Consider the following 16369-nt stretch of genomic DNA (forward strand, 5'->3'; position numbering starts at 1 on the left):
TGTTTCATATCGTAACTCGCAATCGATGGTTTAGGGATGATCTCTTTCAATGAAGCTTTTAGAGAGCGTCTACAAAATCTGCCCACCCAGGTGCGCGGCAGGGCTGCGTGGTGGGTTTCAGCAATCCATGGTGCTTCAGGCCCCATTTGTAACGGGCTTGACCCTACTCGCAGCATGCGCTTTGGCGGGGTCTGGTGGCCTTCGGATAGCCAGGAAATCCGGCAAGGGCTGGGGGTAAACGCGCATCAGTTATGTTTGCTGCATGAAACACAATTTTTTTGCACTGGGCTGGCGCCAATTGCTGCGGGATTGGCGCGCCGGTGAGCTGCGGCTTTTGTTGGTGGCCGTGGCGCTGGCCGTGGCCGCACTGACGTCCGTAAGCTTTTTCTCGGACCGCCTGCAGGCAGGGCTGCAGCGCGATGCCAGCCAGCTGCTGGGTGGCGATGTGGTGGTGGTGAGTGACAACCGGACGCCTGCGGCTTTCAGCGACAAGGCCCAGGCGCTGGGTTTGAAGGGCGTGACGACGGTCACCTTCCCGACGATGGCCCGTGCCGATGATGCCGATGGGGGCGAATCGCGCCTGGTCGGCCTGAAGGCCGTGCAGGCGGGCTATCCGTTGCGCGGCAGCCTGCGCACGGCCCCGGCGGCTGGCCAGCCCGATGCGGCGACCCGGGACGTTCCGGCGCCTGGCGAGGTCTGGGTCGATCCGACCCTGCTCGAAGCGCTGGGCCTCAAGACCGGCTCCATGCTCTGGCTGGGCGACAGGCAGTTCAGCATCGGCCGGGTGCTGACCATCGAGCCCGACCGGGGTGCAGGCTTTCTGGGCTTTTCTCCCCGGGTGATGCTGGACTGGAGCGACCTGGCCGCAACCGGCCTGGTGCAGCCGGCCAGCCGCTTGCTGTACCGCTTTGCGGTGGCGGGCGAGCCCGATGCAGCAGCCCAGTTTTTGCAATGGGCCGAGACCGAAGTGGCCCAGCCCCACACCCATGGCGTGCGCATCGAGTCCTTGCAAAGCGGCCGGCCTGAAATGGAGCAAACCCTGGAGCGTGCGCAGAAATTCCTGAACCTGGTGGCCCTGCTGGCCGCGCTGCTGTCCGCCGTGGCCGTGGCCCTGGCGGCCCGCACCTTTGCCAGTGCCCACCTCAATGGTGCGGCGCTGTTGCGCGTGCTGGGTCTGGCCCAGCGCGCCATTGCCGGCGCCTATGTGGTCGAGTTCGTCATCGTCGGCTTGGCGGCCAGCCTGCTGGGCGTAGCGCTGGGTTATGCGATGCACTACCTGTTTGTCTGGCTGATGGCTGGGCTGCTGTCCGTCACCTTGCCCGCCGCCAGCGGCTGGCCCCTGGTGATGGGCGTGGGCATGGGCATGACCTTGCTGCTGGCCTTTGGCCTGCCGCCCGTGTTGCAACTGGCCCAGGTGCCGCCGCTGCGCGTGCTGCGCCGCGACCTGGGCGCCCTGCGCCCGGCGTCGGCCTCGGTGCTGCTGTTGGGGATGCTGGGTTTTGCGGCCATGCTGCTGCTGGTCAGCGGCGATGCCAAATTGGGCGGCATTGCCGTCGGCGGTTTTGCGATCGCGATCGTCGTGTTTGGTCTGCTCAGCGCGGCGGCCATCACGTTGCTGCGCCGGGTGGTGAACGAGCGCACCGCGCCGCGCTGGCTGCTGCTGGCCACGCGCCAGGTCGCCGCACGGCCCTGGTTTGCCGTGGTGCAGGTCAGCAGCCTGGCGGTGGGCCTGATGGCGCTGGTGCTGCTGGTATTGCTGCGCACCGACCTGATCCAGACCTGGCGGCAGACCACGCCGCCCGATGCGATGAACCGCTTTGTGATCAATATCCAGCCTGACCAGGCCGATACCTTCCAGCAGCGGCTGCGCCAGGCGGGCATCGACAAATGGGACTGGTACCCGATGATTCGCGGCCGCCTCATCCAGATCAATGGCAAGGACGTGGGGCCGGGCGATTACACCGAAGACCGCGCCAAGCGCCTGGTGGACCGGGAGTTCAATATCTCCCACAGCGAGGTGCTGCAGGAGCACAACCAGATCGTGCAAGGCCAGTGGAAGCCGGGCGAGGCCGGTGGTGTGAGCGTGGAAGAGGGCATTGCCGAAACCCTGGGCCTGAAGATGGGGGACCGCTTGTTGTTTGACATGGGCGGCGTGCAGCACGAGAGCACCATCACCAGCCTGCGCAAGGTGGACTGGGGATCGATGCGCGCCAACTTCTTTGTGATGTACCCGGTGGCGCAGATGGACGATGTCGCCATCACCTACCTGGCGGCCTACCGCGCCCCTGATACGGCCGGCTTTGACAATGCGCTGGTGCGCGAGTTTCCCAACATCACCAATGTGGACCTGCGCGCCACCGTGGCCCAGCTCCAGCAGGTGCTCAACCAAGTGATTCGGGCGGTGGAGTTCTTGTTTGGCTTTACCTTGGCCGCTGGCCTGGTGGTGCTATTTGCGGCCATCACCGCCACGCGGGAAGAGCGCGCCCGCGAGTACGCAATCATGCGCGCCGTGGGCGCCCGCAGCCAGCTGCTGCGCCAGGTGCAGCGTGCCGAGCTGGCCGGTGTGGGCCTGCTGGCCGGTGTGCTGGCCAGTGTGGTGGCCATGGCCATTGGCTGGGCGCTGGCCCAGTTTGTGTTTGACTTTGCCTGGGTGCCACGCTGGTGGGTGCCACTGGCCGGTGGCGTCTGCGGTGCCGTGCTGGCGCTGGTGGCGGGCTGGTGGGGCTTGCGCGAGGTGCTGCGCCGTCCGGTCATCGTGACTTTGCGCGAAGCGGTGTGAGGGCATGCAAAAGCAGTAATATCGCGGGCCCAAGGCGGTGGCAGCTATCCACATACAGCGGCCACCGCCTGATCCTCTGACCCTGAGAGCCATCTATGCAAATCGAAGAAAAGCCCCCCTTTGACACCCCGTTTGAATGGATAGGCGGCGAGGACAAGGTGCGGGCGCTGGTGGACCGTTTCTATGACCTGATGGACCTGGAGCCCGGCTATAAGGCCCTGCGTGATGCCCATGGCAGTACCTTGCAGGATGCGCGCGACAAGCTGTTCTGGTTTCTCTGCGGCTGGCTGGGCGGGCCTGACCATTACCAACAGCGCTTTGGCCACCCGCGCCTGCGCATGCGCCATATGCCGTTCTCGATCGGCATTCTGGAGCGCGACCAGTGGCTGGCCTGCATGGACCAGGCGATGGGCGATGTCGGGGTCGACGACAAACTGCGCAGCCGCCTGGGCCAGAGCTTTTTTCAGACTGCCGACTGGATGCGCAACCGCTGAACGGGGCCAGTATTTCTGGATAGTTGGGCCAGCATCCGCTTGCAAGCGCCGTTGCGGCCGGGATCCCGCTATCCAATACCTGATTTCTTGACTTCTGTCATGTACCGGGTTCGCAAAATGCAACGTCAACCCTGGTTTGCATTCCCTATTGGGGCGCTGTGGCGCTTTGGCCCATAATCAAGCCACTAAAAACGAAGAGGGTGGATGAGGGTTATGAATACCAATTTGGTGGTGGTTTCAGCGGTGATGGCAGCCTTGCTGGTGTGGGGTGTGCTGGTCTACAACCGCCTGATGGCCTTGCGCAACCGCACCGGCAACGCGCTGGCGCAGATCGATGTGCAGCTCAAACGCCGCTACGACCTGGTGCCCAACCTGGTGGCGGTGGCCAAAAAGTACCTGGAGCACGAGTCCCAGACCCTGGAGGCGGTGATCCGCGCACGCGGCCAGGCCCAGGCAGCGGCCAGTGCACTGCGTGCCGCGCCTGGCAAGCCGGAGGTGGCCGATGCCATGGTGGCGGCCGAAGGCGCCTTGGGCGGTGCCTTGGGTCGCCTGATGGTGCTGACTGAGAGCTACCCCGACCTGAAGGCCGATGACACCATGCGCTCGCTCAGCGAAGAGCTGGGCAGCACTGAGAACCGCATTGGCTATGCACGCCAGGCCTATAACGACCAGGTGCTGGCGTTCAACAATGCCTCCCGCGCTTTCCCTGCGATTGTGGTCGCCTCGATGCTGGGCTTCCATGCGATGCCGATGCTGCAGTCCACGCAAAGTGCCCAGGAGCGCGAAGCCGTTCGCGTGCAGTTCTAAGCCCATGGCCGCTGCTGCCGCCAGCCGAGGCCATCGCGACAATCGCCCGGTGTGCTGCAAAGCCGCAGCTGCTAACCCATGACATTCTGGGATTTCCAAGCCAGCGCCCGGCGCCGCACCTGGGGCTTGCTGGCCGCTTTTGCGTTGCTGGTGCTGGGCATTGTCGCTGGGGTGCATCTGGTGCTGGCGCTGGTGTTCTGGACACCGGCACTGGTGGCGGTGGCCTTCAGCAGCCTGCGGCTCGAACAGGTCGCCGTGCACTATCCGGCCGGGTTTCTGGCCACCAATGTTGGCATCGTCACCTTGATGGTGCTGGGCGGCGCCTGGATCAAACGCAGCAATCTGAGCCAAGGGGGCCTGCACCTGGCCAAGCAATTGGGCGCGCGGGCGGCGCTGCCGTCGGTATCGCATGCTGAGCAGCAGTACCTGAACATTGTTGACGAGCTATGCATTGCCTCTGGCGCGCAGCGGCCCCAGGCGATGGTGCTGCCCCGGGATCTGTCGCTCAACGCTTTTGCCGCTGCCTGGAAGGCCGAGGATGCGGTGATCGTCGTGTCGATGGGCGCGCTGAACTACCTGAGCCGTGACGAGCTAAAAGGCGTGGTGGCGCATGAGCTGTCCCATCTGCACGAAGGCGATACCCGGCTGAACATGGAACTGGCCGGCTATGTGTTCGGGCTGGAGATGTTGTTCAACTACGGCAGCGACTGGGTCGAGCGCGGGGTGTCGCTGTTTGGCAGGCCGCTGATGGCGGTGGGCTGGCTGGGCTGGCTGGCGGCGCAGGCGCTCAAAGCAGCGGTATCGCGCCAGCGCGAATACCTGGCCGATGCCCGGGCGCTGCAATGGACACGCAACCCCGATGGCCTGGGCCGCGTGCTGCGCAAGGCGCTGTGGTTGCAGGATTACCCACTGCAGGCCGATGCCTTGCAGCCCCGTGCTGCGGCGGCTGGCGCCTATTCGCCGTTGGTCGACCACATGCTGCTGCTGGATGTGCACAGCGTCGAAGAGATGCATGACTTCTGGCACCTGGGTGGGGCCCGCTGGCTGGCCAGCCACCCCACGCTGGAAGAGCGCATTGCGCGGGTCTATGGCGAGGAAGAAGCCCGGGAGGCGCTACCGCTGCAGGACGCCGAACAACGTTGGGTCAACCCCTTCAGCGCGCCCTTGCCTCTGGGCGAACCCCAAGCGTCTCCCCTACGCTGATCAGCGCTTGGGCTTGCTGCTGCGGTACTGCGCCGCCCAGGTGGCAACCTGAGCGACCACCGGGTCCGGCGCGGGCGCAGCGGCGGCTTGCTGGGCGATGGACTGCATCTCCAGCAGCGCATCGGCCACCTGAACGGCACTGGTCGTCATTGCGGCGGCGCGCAGCAACACCACCAGGGCGCCGGCGCCGCCATCCACCGGGCGGGCCTGGACAAAGGCCAGCACCTCATTCTTCTGCACCAGCCAGCTGTGTACCCGGCCTTTGAGCACCGGCATGCGCCCGGGCGAGCCCAGGCCCTTGCCATGCACTACGCGCACGCAGCGCAGGCCTTGGCGTTGGGCTTGGCGGATAAAGGCGCCCAGCGCCTCGCGCGCCTCGTCGGTGCGAAAGCCATGCAGGTCGATCTGGCGCTGGATGGTCCAGCTACCAGCGCGCAGCTTGTGGACCACATCGCGGCCAATGCCTTTGCGGCGAAAACTCAGCTGGTCGTCGGTATCGAGCAAGGTGCTGGCATCGAACTCGTCGCTCATCGCTTCGAGCAGCACCCTTTTCTCATCGGCCCAATGTTGCAGCGGCAAGGGATCGGGCAGGGCGGGTTCGGCGGGCACCAGGTCGCTGCTAGGCAGCGGGCGCACGGCGCCCACGGTTTGCCGGAACAGCTGGCGGTCGCGCTCGGCCTGGCGCATGGCCTGCTGCCGGGCCTGCTCCTGCAGCTGGCGCTGGGCCGCTTGCTCGGCCTGCAAGGCCGTCAGCGCCTTGCGCAGCTGCTTGAGCTCCCGCAGGGATGCCAGGCTGCGGGTCTTGTCCTGTTTGCTCACATCTCACCTTCCTCGGCCATCGACAGCGCTGCACCGGGCCCAACAATAATATGGTCCAGCACCCGCACATCGACCAAGGACAGGGCGGCCTTGAGGCTGTGCGTCAGTTGCTTGTCCGCCTGGCTGGGCTGGACCTGACCGCTGGGGTGATTGTGCGCCAGAATCACGGCCGCGCAATGGTGGTGGAGTGCGCGCACCGCCACCTCGCGGGGGTAGACGCTGGCCTGGCCCAAGGTGCCCCGGAACAATTCCTCCAGCGCAATCAACTGGTGCTGGCTGTCGAGAAACAGCACCGCAAACACCTCATGCTGTTTGTGGGCCAGGTGCAGCTGCACATAGGCTTTGACGGTGGCCGCACTGTCGAGCGGCGTGCGCTGCTGCAGCTGCTGGGCCATGGCCCGGCGCGCCAGCTCCAGCACCGCGATCAGCTCGGCCCGCTTGGCGGGGCCCAGGCCTTTGACCTTGGCCAGCTCGGCGCTGCTGGCCTGCAGCAGGCCGTTGAGGCCGCCAAAGCTACCCAGGGCATCGGCCTGGCGGGGCGCCAGCAGCTCGGCCGCCCACTGCAGCACGCTTTTGCCGGCCATGCCGGTGCGCAGCACAATCGCCAGCAGCTCGGCATCGCTCAGTGTCGCAGCGCCTCGGCTGAGCAGTTTTTCACGGGGGCGGCAGTTCAGCGGGAGGTCGGTAAGCGGCATGCAGGCCTTTCATGGCGGGTGACGAGCCTGGCGGCTGGTGGGCGGTACCTGCCAGGCGCCAACAAGGGCGAGGCAGCAGAAATGGGGAGGGCGGAGGTACTCCAGGATGTTGGCTGTCGAGATCAGGATTGGATGCAGGGGTTACACCCTACAACCTACAATACGGCCCAGTTTATAGGGATTTGCATGACTACTCCGATGGCCCCCGTGACGCCGCTGCCTACCGATGCGCCAGTGGTACAACCCGGATCGTTTCTGACCTTGCACTACCGCCTGGCTGGCCCGGCGGGCGATGTGATCAACACCTTTGAAGGCAAGCCCGCGACCCTGTCGCTGGGCATGGGCGAGTTGTCGCCGTCGGTCGAGAACCTGCTGCTGGGCCTGCCCGAGGGCACGCATGCGACCTTCCATGTGCCTGCAGGTGAGGCCTTTGGCGAGCGGAACCCCGAGATGGTGCAGTGGGTGGCGCGCCGTTTGCTGAACGAGCTGGGCGATCCGCTGGAGCAGTACACGCTGGGCGATGTGGTGCAGTTTCCCACGCCTGATGGCAGCAATACCTATGCCGGCGTGGCGATGCAGGTGCGCGACGATGGCGCGGTGCAATTTGACTTCAACCACCCGCTGGCCAGCCAGCCGGTGACCTTTGAAGTCAAGCTGATCGGGGTGCTCTGAGCATGTTGCGGCCCCAGGAAATCGTCTTGGCCGAACCCCGTGGCTTTTGCGCGGGTGTGGACCGGGCCATCGAGATCGTCGAGCGGGCGATCGAGAAGTTTGGTGCACCAATCTATGTGCGCCATGAGATCGTGCACAACACCTATGTGGTCAACGACCTGAAGGCCAAGGGCGCGATCTTCATCGAAGAGCTGGACGATGTGCCGCCCGGCGCCACCTTGATCTTCTCGGCCCATGGCGTGAGCAAGGCCGTGCAGCGCGAGGCCGAGCGCCGTGGCTTCAGCATTTTTGATGCCACCTGCCCGCTGGTGACCAAGGTCCATGTGGAAGTGGCCAAGCTGGCCAAAGAGGGTTATGAGTTCATCATGATCGGTCACAAGGGACACCCCGAGGTCGAAGGCACGATGGGCCAGCTGTCCGAGGGCATCCACCTGGTCGAAGAGGTGGGCGATGTGGCCCATGTGAACCCCAGCCAGACGGAAAAACTGGCCGTGGTGACCCAGACCACGTTGAGCGTGGACGATGCCGCCGAGATCTCGGCCGCCGTCAAGCTGCGCTTTCCGCAGATCCGCGAGCCCAAGCAGCAAGACATTTGTTATGCGACGCAGAACCGCCAGGATGCCATCAAGGTGATGAGCCCCCAGGTGGATCTGGTGATCGTCGTGGGCAGCCCCACCAGCTCCAACAGCAACCGCCTGCGCGAGCTGGCCGTCAAGCTGGGTACGCCGGGCTATATGGTGGACAACGCCGATGAGCTGAAGCCCGAGTGGTTTGACGGCATCGCCCGCGTGGGCCTCACTGCCGGTGCCTCGGCCCCCGAGGTGCTGGTCAAACAGGTGATTGAGCGCATCAAGATGCTGGGCGCTACCTCGGTGCGCAAGATGGATGGCATCGAAGAGACCGTCAAGTTTCCGCTGCCCAAGGGCCTGAAAATCGATGTCGGCGGCCTGGAGATCTCTGCACGATCTCCGGAGACGGGTCGCTGAACAAGGCCTTGCGGCTGGCGGCCCGTCCCCTTTGCTGATCGCGGTGGGCAGGACCACCGCCTCCCCCAGATATTTTCGGCATCCCGCTGCGGATGCCCACCCCCAAGAGGTTATTCATGCTTGATATTTTGTTGCTTCGCAAAGACCTGGACTCGGTCATCGCCCGCCTGCAGACCCGCAAGAGCCCCCAGGCATTTCTGAATGTAGAAGCCTTCAAGGCGCTGGAAGCGGAACGCAAGACCATCCAGACCCGCACCGAAGAGCTGCAGAGCAAGCGCAACCAGCTGTCCAAGCAAATTGGCATGCTGATGGGCAAGGGCGAGAAAGACGCCGCCGAAGCCGCCAAGGGCGACGTGGCCGCGATGAAGACCGAGCTGGAGCAATCGGCCACCCGCTTGGACGAACTGCAGACCGAGCTGCATGCCATGCTGGTCGCCCTGCCCAACCTGCCGCACGAGAGCGTGCCGGTGGGCGAGGACGAGTCGGCCAATGTCGAAGTGCGCCGCTGGGGCACGGCCCGCAGCTTTGATTTCGAGATCAAGGACCATGTCGACGTCGGCACGCCCCTGGGCTTGGATTTTGAAGCTGGCGTCAAGCTGACGGGGTCGCGCTTCACCGTGATGAAGGGCCCTATCGCCCGCCTGCACCGCGCGCTGGCGCAGTTCATGATTGACCTGCAGACCGAGCAGCATGGCTACACCGAATGCTATGTGCCCTACATCGTCAACAGCGACTCGCTCAAGGGCACGGGCCAGCTGCCCAAGTTCGAAGGGGACCTGTTTGCCGCCAACAAGGGTGGCCAGGATGCCGAGCCGGTGCCCGACACCGCCGCGCTCTACCTGATCCCGACCTCGGAAGTGCCGCTGACCAACCTGGTGCGCGACGAGGTGCTGAGCGAAGACCAGCTGCCGATCAAGCTGACGGCGCACAGCCCTTGCTTCCGCTCGGAAGCGGGCTCGGCCGGCCGCGATACGCGCGGTCTGATCCGCCAGCATCAGTTCGACAAGGTCGAGATGGTGCAGGTGGTACACCCGGACAAGAGCTACGAAGCGCTGGAAGAGATGACCCGCCATGCCGAAGACGTGCTGCAACGCCTGGGCCTGCCGTACCGTGTGCTGTCGCTGTCGACCGGCGACATGGGCTTTGGCGCTGCCAAGACCTATGACCTGGAAGTCTGGCTGCCCGCGCAGAACACCTACCGCGAAATCAGCTCGGTCAGCAACTGCGAAGCCTTCCAGGCCCGCCGCATGCAGGCCCGCTTCAAGAATGCGCAAGGCAAGAACGAGCTGGTCCACACCTTGAACGGCTCGGGCCTGGCCGTGGGCCGCACCCTGGTCGCCGTGCTGGAGAACTACCAGAACGCCGATGGCACCGTGACCGTGCCTGATGCACTGCAGCCCTACATGGGTGGTGTGGCCGTGCTGAAAGTCTAAGCTTTCAGGCATGTATCTCCGCAAGCCGGTGCAGCGATGCACCGGCTTTTTTGTGGCTGCCGGCTCATGCCAGCGCCAGGCGCGCTTCTCCCCATACGGGCATGTAAAACAGTCGCGGGCGCGGCAACTGTGCCGTCCAGGCGCTGTAGGTGCGCGCGGCGATCTGGTGCAGCTGGCGGATGTACTGGGGCAACTGTGCCAGGATCTGCGCCTGGCTTTGCACGGCGGGGCCAGCGGCGCTGCGCAACTCGGGCGCGCCTTCCTCGCACCAGTCACGCACGCTCTGGGCGGTGACCTCCAGATGGCCTTGAAAAGCCCAGTGCGGCCCATGCACAAAGCCCTTGTTGAGGCAATGGGCGCCGTACATGCTGCGGCTGGCGCCTTGCGGAATCTCAAAGCTGTCGTAGTGCCAGTTGAAGAGGGTGGCCTCGGCGGGCAGGTCCATGCAGGCCTGCGCCTGCGGGGTGATCCAGACGCGGCTCCAGCCGATGTTGGCGCAGGGGTTGCGCCAGACGCGCGCGCCCATGGCCCGGGCCAGCATCTGCGCGCCAAAGCAGTGGCCGAGCACGGGCACCTCCGCAGCCAGGGCGTTTTGCAGCAGGCAGCGTTCCTGCTCGATCCAGCGCAGCTGCTCATTGGCGCAATGGTTGCTGCCAAGCACGACGATGCCTCGGTAATCACGCGCCCGCATCGCAGCGATGCCCTCGTCGCAGGGCGTGATCAAGGCATACGGGATGCCGTGCTGCTGCAAATGGTCGAGCAAGACGCCGGGGCCCTGCGAGTTTTCATGCTGGAGGATGGCGACAGGTTTCATAGAGGGTGGCTTGCGTTTCAAGCCCTGGGTGAAGAGGTCTCCACTGTAGAAAGCCTGGTGTTGAGCGCATATCTAGACTGGGCGGCCCGCCATCAAGATGGCATCAAGCTGCTGCGGCCTGCCTTGTGGTCTTTTTCGGCGCTGCTGCAGCGCGCCGGGCTCCTCTCTATGATCGGAAGCAGGTGGCCCCCAGCACTTGCGCCCGCACCCCCGCCCGGCCGCAGCGATGGGCCCCAGCCATGTACAGAAAGCTGAGGTTAAGCATGTCGGATCAACCCTACCAACCGCCCAAAGTCTGGACCTGGGACAAAGGCAACGGAGGCGCCTTCGCCCATATCAACCGCCCCGAAGCGGGTGCCACGCATGACAAGGTACTGCCCGTGGGCGAGCACCCCTTGCAGCTGTATTCGCTGGGAACGCCCAATGGCGTCAAGGTGACGATCCTGCTCGAAGAGCTGCTGGAGCTGGGCATTGCCGAGGCCGAGTACGACGCCTGGCTGATCAATATCGGCGAGGGCGATCAATTTGGCAGCGGCTTTGTCGAGGTCAATCCCAATTCCAAGATCCCCGCGCTGCTGGACCGCAGTGGCAGCACGCCTGTGCGGGTGTTCGAGTCAGGCTCCATCCTCATGCACCTGGCCGAAAAGTTTGGCCAGTTCCTGCCCAAGGAGGGCGCAGCCCGCACCGAGGTGCTGAACTGGCTGTTCTGGCAGGTCGGCAGTGCCGCCTTTTTGGGCGGTGGTTTTGGCCACTTCTATGCCTATGCGCCGGAGAAGATGGCCTACCCGATCAACCGCTATGCGATGGAGGTCAAGCGCCAGCTCGATGTGCTGAACCGCCAGCTGGCCGAGCAGCGCTTTATCGCCGGCAGCGACTACAGCATTGCCGACATGGCCGCATGGCCCTGGTATGGCGCGCTGATGAACAACGAGGTCTACAACGCGGCCGAGTTTTTGGATGTGGGCGCCTATGCGCATGTGCGCCGCTGGACCGATGAGATCGGGCAGCGTCCTGCCGTGCAACGCGGCCAGCGCGTGAACCGCATCCGGGGTGATGCACCGATGCCCGAGCGGCACAGCGCGGCGGACTTTGACCGCTAACGTTTAGGCGGTTGGGCTGCCAGGCGCTGACGTGTATGTCAGTCCGGCAGCGAGTCGATCAGGCGCGCAAGAAGTACCAGCCCGCCAGCACCAGTACCAGCACCACGACGAACGCTGCCGTCCAGGCGCCCGAGCTGCGCACCCGGCCGGGCTCGTGGCCGGGGGCCATCCAGGCAGCGGCGGCGGGTTCTGCTGGCGTGTTGGTGTTGGGCATGGCGGTGTTGGCCGGCACCAGCCACTGCTGCGGATCACCCGATTCGATGCGGTCCTTGGCTTCTTTCAGACCGATGCCGGTGGCATCCTTGAGCAGCTTGATGGCGACAATCTTGTCGCCCCGCGCCAGGGCGGCCTCGATGGCGGTACGCATGGCCTCACCATCGCGCGGCGGCTCCAGGCCATCGTCCCCATCGAGCTGCGATTCCAGCGCGTGCTTGGCCTCTGCCAGGCCCATGCCGCTTTCTTCGCGCAGCCGCTTGATGGCGGCAATCTTGTCGTTATTGCGCCAGAGGGAGGCGATATGGGCAGGGATGGGCGTGGACATGGCGGGTCTGTGGGGAAGGTGGAATAGCCGCCTTTGTACCCCTTTTGCGTCGCTGCGGCCATAGGACGGAGGCTGAGATCGCCGCCTCCTCGATCAGCCCCTTAACCCGGCGTCCAGCCCTTGGGCACGCGCGGCTTGTCGATGCCGGCCAGGCCGCAGAGCACATCGGCCATGCCCGAGAAATCGAGGCTACCATGATCGCTGGCGCGGGCCAGGCTGTAGGACTCGTGTACGGCAGCGGCCACCGGCATGGGCACCTTGCTGGCATGGGCGGCGGCGATGACCAACGACATGTCTTTGTGCGCCAGATCAATCGTGAAGCCGGGGCTGGTGTCGCCCAGCAGCACCTTGTTGGCAAAGTTCATGCGCAGCTGGCCATTGGTGGCCGAGGTGCCCAGCAGCACCTGCAAGGTCTTGGTGATGTCCAGGCCAAAGCGCTGCGACAGCGCCAGTGCCTCGGCATTCACCTGGGTGAGAGTGACGGCCAGGTAATTGTTGACCAGCTTGGTGCGGCCGCCCGTGCCCACTGGGCCGCAGTGGTGGGTAGTCGTGCCCATCGCGTTCAGCAAGGGCTGTACATGTGCCATGTCAGCATCGCTGGCACCCACCATAAAGAGCGATTCGCCCCGGTCCGCATGCTCGGCCAGGCGGCCAACGGGCGCATCCACCATCGTCAGGCCCTTGGCGGCGGCCTTTTGGGCCAAGCGGTCGGTCGCCAGCGGGTCGATGGTGCTCATGTCCATCAGGATGCTGCCGGGCTGGGCATGCGCAAAGATGCCGTTCTCGCCCAGCGCCGTCTGCTCCACCTCCACCGACGAGGGCAGCATGGTGACGATGATGCGGCAGTCGCGGGCCATGTCCGGCACGGAGGCGCTTTGCGCGCCCATCGCCACCAGGTCCTTGACTGCTGTCGGGTTCAGGTCATGGACGACCAGGCTAAACCCTTTTTTGACGAGGTTGGCGGCCATGGGCTTGCCCATCCGGCCCAGGCCGATAAAACCGATCTTGTCTGCCATGCATGTCTCCTGGTTGGTATCCATCCATGATGGCAGGCGCGGGGCCCCGGGCCCTGTCAACCACAGGACATCAGCGGGGCAGCGCAAAGGCGGCCAGCACCTCCAGCACCGCAGCAGCGGCCGGGTTGTGGCTGCCATCGCGGCGCTGGGCTACGGCCATCGGGCGCATCAGCCGGGGCCAGAGCTGGCGCACCTGCACGCCGGGCAGTTGCAGCTGGTCTTCGACCTCTTCCAGCGGCAGGATGACGGCGCTCTGGCTGGCAGCGGCCAGGCTTTTGAGCGCGCCTGGGTAGCTGAGCGTGAGAAACGGCCGGGGGTGGTGGCCCGCCTGGCCAAACCAGCCGGCAATCAGGCCATGCATCTGCGTGGCGGGTGCAAACGAGGCCCAGCGCTTGTCGGCCAGCCAGTCTGGCGTCACCCGCTTAGGCGCTTTCCAGGCGGCGGGTAGCAGCACCACCATCGGGTCATTGCGCCAGGGCGTCAGCACAATCTCGGCGCTGCTGGGCTGGGGGCTGGCCACAATCGCCACATCCAGCGAGCCCGCACGCAGGCGCTGCATCGCATCGGCCGAGCCCACCGCCTCGAGCTTGACCTCCACCCCCGGGCTGCGCTGGCTTAGTTGCTCCAGCATTATCGGCAGCAGCCGGGTGCTGACCCCTGCCGATACGCCCACCTTGACCAGGCCTTCGCGGCCGCTGGCGCGGCGCTGCACCAGGTCGATCAGCTCATCGCTGGCCTCGAGCAGCTTGCGGCCATGCGCTACCAGCACCTCGCCCGCCGCCGTGAGCACCGCCTGGCGCCGGCCGCGCAGCAGCAGGGCCGTGTCCATGCGCGTTTCCAGCTCTTTGATGTGCAGGCTGATCGCCGGTGGTGAGAGGTGCAGCGCCTGTGCAGCAGCGGCAAAGGTGCCCAGGTCGGCAATGGCGACCAAGGTTTGTACCTGGTCCAAGTTAAGGTTTCGCATCAGTTTTTCTGAAGTGAATGCATAGGAAATTCAACTTTACAGAAGTCTGGTCGGCGCCGAGCATCGGTGTCCATGCAAAACCCTCGACCACTCCCTGAATCCTTGCCGCATCCGCCCCCGACCACTCCGGTGGACACGCCGCCGCTTAGCTGGTTGGCCAGGCGCTGGCATGGGTGGCTTGCGCTCTGCCAGCGGGCTGAGCAGCGCATCACCGAGAGCTTTCGAGTGCCTCCGGGTGCGGGCTAAGTGGGTATATCGCTTCTCCAGGGGGCCAACTGCCAGCGGCCATCGTCCCACGCAAGCCGGTGCGTCAAGGCCAATGCATCGAGCAGCGCCTCGTCATGCGAGACGATGACCAGGCAACCCGGGTAGCTGCGCAGCATCTGCTCCAGCGCCTGCAGCGATGGGAGATCAAGGTGGTTGTCGGGCTCATCGAGCAGCAGCAATGGGGCGGGATCGTCGCGGTACAGCGCGCAGGCCATGGCGGCTTTGAGCCGCTCTCCTCCGCTCAGCTGGCCGCTGGGCTGCAGGGTATGCCGGGCGTCCAGCCCCAGCTGCGCCAGGCGCATGCGCAGCACGCCGTCTGGTGTCTGCGGGTTGTGCCGCTGCAGGTGGCTGAGTACGCTGCAGTCCGGCGGCAGCAGACTTTGCTGCTGGTCCAACATGGCGCAGCGCGCATGCACCTGCCGCTGTCCGGCGCTGGGGGCCAGTTGGCCGGCAAGGATCTGGAGCAGGCTGCTTTTGCCGCTGCCGTTGGGGCCCGTGATGGCCAGGCGCTGGCCGGCGCGCAGTTGCAGGTCCAGCGGTGCTGCGCCGGGCAGGCGGGGCGATTGCAGGGCTTGCAGCTCGGCGACGATGGCATCGTTGCTGCGCGCGGGTGCCAAAGCCGCTGGCGGCAGATGCCAGTGGATGGCGCTGGCTTGCCAGTCGATGGCCTGGGCGGCCTCGCTGACGCGCGCGTTCAGCGCTTGGCGGGCATCGGCATGCTGGGCCAGCAGCTTGCCGGTGGATGCCTCGGCGCGTTGCTTGGCGCGGCCCAGCAGAATCTTGGCTTGGTTGGCATGCTTGCCCTGCTTCTCGCCCCGGGCCTGTTTGCGTTCCTGGCGCTCTTGCTGGTCGCGCAGGGCGTGTTCGCTGCGCTTGCGCGCTTGCTTGCTGCGGGCCAGTTCATCCAGCGCCAGCTGTGCGCGCTGCTGCTGTGATTGTTGGTAGCCGCCGTAGGAGCCGCTGTACAGGCTCAGTCCATGGCTGCTCAGCTCAGCGATCACCTCCATCTGCGCGAGCAGGCGCCGGTCATGGCTGATCAGCAGCAGACCGCCAGGCCAGCACTGCAAGCGCTGCACCAGCGCGTGCCGGGCGGCGGCATCGAGGTGGTTGCTGGGCTCGTCCAGAATCAAAAAATCGGCCTGCGCCAACTCCGCGCCCAACAGCGCCACGCGCATGGCCTGGCCGCCGCTCAGTGTGTTGGCGGGGGTGTCGGCGGGAAGCGCAGGCAAACCGCTGTCTTGCAGCAGGGTCTGGAACTGCTGGCGCAGATCCCAGCGCTCAGCCAGCAAGGCAAAGTCCTGCGGGTCGATGCTGCCTTGCTCGATGCGCTGCAAGGCGGCCAGTGCCGGCGCCAGCCCGGCCAGCGCGGCAATGCTTTGTCCCGGCTGCTGCGCCAGCAAGTTCTGTGGCAGATAGTGGATGTGGCCCGCGCGGCTGATGCGGCCGCTGGTTGGTGCAAGCTGGCCAGCCAGCAGTCTGGCCAGCACGGTTTTGCCCACGCCATTGCGGCCCACCAGCGCGGTGTGCTGGCGGTCAAAGCGGGTGTGGAGATCTGAAAAGAGCGGCTGGCCTTGCGGCAGCGAATAGGAGACGCCGTGCAGCGTCAAATGCGTGTCTGTCATACCTGTGCGATGTCATGGATGCCGAACATCCCGCGCCATGGCTGGTACAAGCTTGCAGCATGGGCTGTCGGTGGACAGGGCATGGGCTGCGATCAAGGGGCGGGTGTGTGGCCGTCACTGAGACGGCGGCATCAATGGCGCATGGGTGTAAGACCTC

At 65.3% G+C, this 16369-nt stretch carries 15 protein-coding genes; 8 read left to right on the forward strand and 7 right to left on the reverse strand.

The features are described from left to right. Positions 1-262: 262 nt before the first annotated feature. The 4 genes from HS961_RS07580 (at position 263) to HS961_RS07595 (ending at position 5283) form a co-directional block, all read left to right on the forward strand. A complete protein-coding gene (locus HS961_RS07580) occupies positions 263-2779 on the forward strand; it encodes an ABC transporter permease (protein ID WP_182327124.1) in 2517 nt (838 codons plus the stop codon). Positions 2780-2874: 95 nt separating this feature from the next. Further along, the gene (locus HS961_RS07585) at positions 2875-3273 is read left to right on the forward strand and encodes a group II truncated hemoglobin (protein ID WP_182327125.1); all 399 of its coding nucleotides are present in this window, start codon (positions 2875-2877) and stop codon (positions 3271-3273) included. Positions 3274-3486: 213 nt separating this feature from the next. Beyond that, positions 3487-4080, forward strand: coding sequence for a LemA family protein (locus tag HS961_RS07590; RefSeq protein ID WP_182327126.1), 594 nt, complete (start codon positions 3487-3489; stop codon positions 4078-4080). A 78-nt stretch (positions 4081-4158) separates the two neighbouring features. Then, positions 4159-5283: a M48 family metalloprotease gene (locus HS961_RS07595; protein WP_182327127.1), complete on the forward strand. Its 1125-nt coding sequence runs from the start codon at positions 4159-4161 to the stop codon at positions 5281-5283. On the opposite strand, the gene HS961_RS07600 is transcribed toward HS961_RS07595, so the two are convergent. Continuing rightward, entirely contained in the window at positions 5284-6102 is an 819-nt protein-coding gene (locus tag HS961_RS07600; protein ID WP_412101637.1) for a Smr/MutS family protein, read from the reverse strand. Further along, positions 6099-6797 (reverse strand): RadC family protein, encoded by a 699-nt coding sequence (gene radC, locus HS961_RS07605; protein WP_182327128.1) that lies wholly within the window; start codon positions 6795-6797, stop codon positions 6099-6101. Before radC ends, HS961_RS07600 begins: the two co-directional genes overlap by 4 nt. Positions 6798-6983: 186 nt before the next feature. Between radC and HS961_RS07610 the strand changes: the two genes are divergently transcribed. The 3 genes from HS961_RS07610 (at position 6984) to serS (ending at position 9888) form a co-directional block, all read left to right on the forward strand. Then, positions 6984-7469, forward strand: coding sequence for an FKBP-type peptidyl-prolyl cis-trans isomerase (locus HS961_RS07610; protein ID WP_238347829.1), 486 nt, complete (start codon positions 6984-6986; stop codon positions 7467-7469). A 2-nt stretch (positions 7470-7471) separates the two neighbouring features. Next, positions 7472-8455 (forward strand): 4-hydroxy-3-methylbut-2-enyl diphosphate reductase, encoded by a 984-nt coding sequence (gene ispH, locus HS961_RS07615; RefSeq protein WP_182327129.1) that lies wholly within the window; start codon positions 7472-7474, stop codon positions 8453-8455. Between the two features lie 116 nt (positions 8456-8571). Then, positions 8572-9888, forward strand: coding sequence for a serine--tRNA ligase (gene serS / locus HS961_RS07620; protein WP_182327130.1), 1317 nt, complete (start codon positions 8572-8574; stop codon positions 9886-9888). 64 nt (positions 9889-9952) lie between these two features. Here serS and HS961_RS07625 read toward each other — a convergent pair whose 3' ends face one another. Further along, positions 9953-10702, reverse strand: coding sequence for a type 1 glutamine amidotransferase (locus tag HS961_RS07625; RefSeq protein ID WP_182327131.1), 750 nt, complete (start codon positions 10700-10702; stop codon positions 9953-9955). Between the two features lie 263 nt (positions 10703-10965). Here HS961_RS07625 and yghU point away from each other — a divergent pair, with 263 nt between their 5' ends. Further along, the gene (gene yghU, locus HS961_RS07630) at positions 10966-11802 is read left to right on the forward strand and encodes a glutathione-dependent disulfide-bond oxidoreductase (RefSeq protein WP_182327132.1); all 837 of its coding nucleotides are present in this window, start codon (positions 10966-10968) and stop codon (positions 11800-11802) included. A gap of 58 nt (positions 11803-11860) precedes the next feature. Here the strand turns inward: yghU and HS961_RS07635 are convergent, their stop codons facing one another. The 4 genes from HS961_RS07635 to HS961_RS07650 form a co-directional block, all read right to left on the reverse strand. Further along, positions 11861-12343: a ribosomal protein L7/L12 gene (locus tag HS961_RS07635; protein ID WP_182327133.1), complete on the reverse strand. Its 483-nt coding sequence runs from the start codon at positions 12341-12343 to the stop codon at positions 11861-11863. A gap of 101 nt (positions 12344-12444) precedes the next feature. Then, positions 12445-13359, reverse strand: coding sequence for an NAD(P)-dependent oxidoreductase (locus tag HS961_RS07640; protein ID WP_182327134.1), 915 nt, complete (start codon positions 13357-13359; stop codon positions 12445-12447). Between the two features lie 70 nt (positions 13360-13429). After that, complete coding sequence (locus HS961_RS07645; RefSeq protein ID WP_182327135.1) at positions 13430-14323, reverse strand: LysR family transcriptional regulator; 894 nt, start codon at positions 14321-14323, stop codon at positions 13430-13432. 242 nt (positions 14324-14565) lie between these two features. Next, complete coding sequence (locus tag HS961_RS07650; protein ID WP_182327136.1) at positions 14566-16212, reverse strand: ATP-binding cassette domain-containing protein; 1647 nt, start codon at positions 16210-16212, stop codon at positions 14566-14568. Positions 16213-16369: the final 157 nt, after the last annotated feature.

It is taken from the genome of Comamonas piscis (assembly GCF_014109725.1).
Taxonomy (GTDB): Bacteria; Pseudomonadota; Gammaproteobacteria; order Burkholderiales; family Burkholderiaceae_C; genus Comamonas; species Comamonas piscis.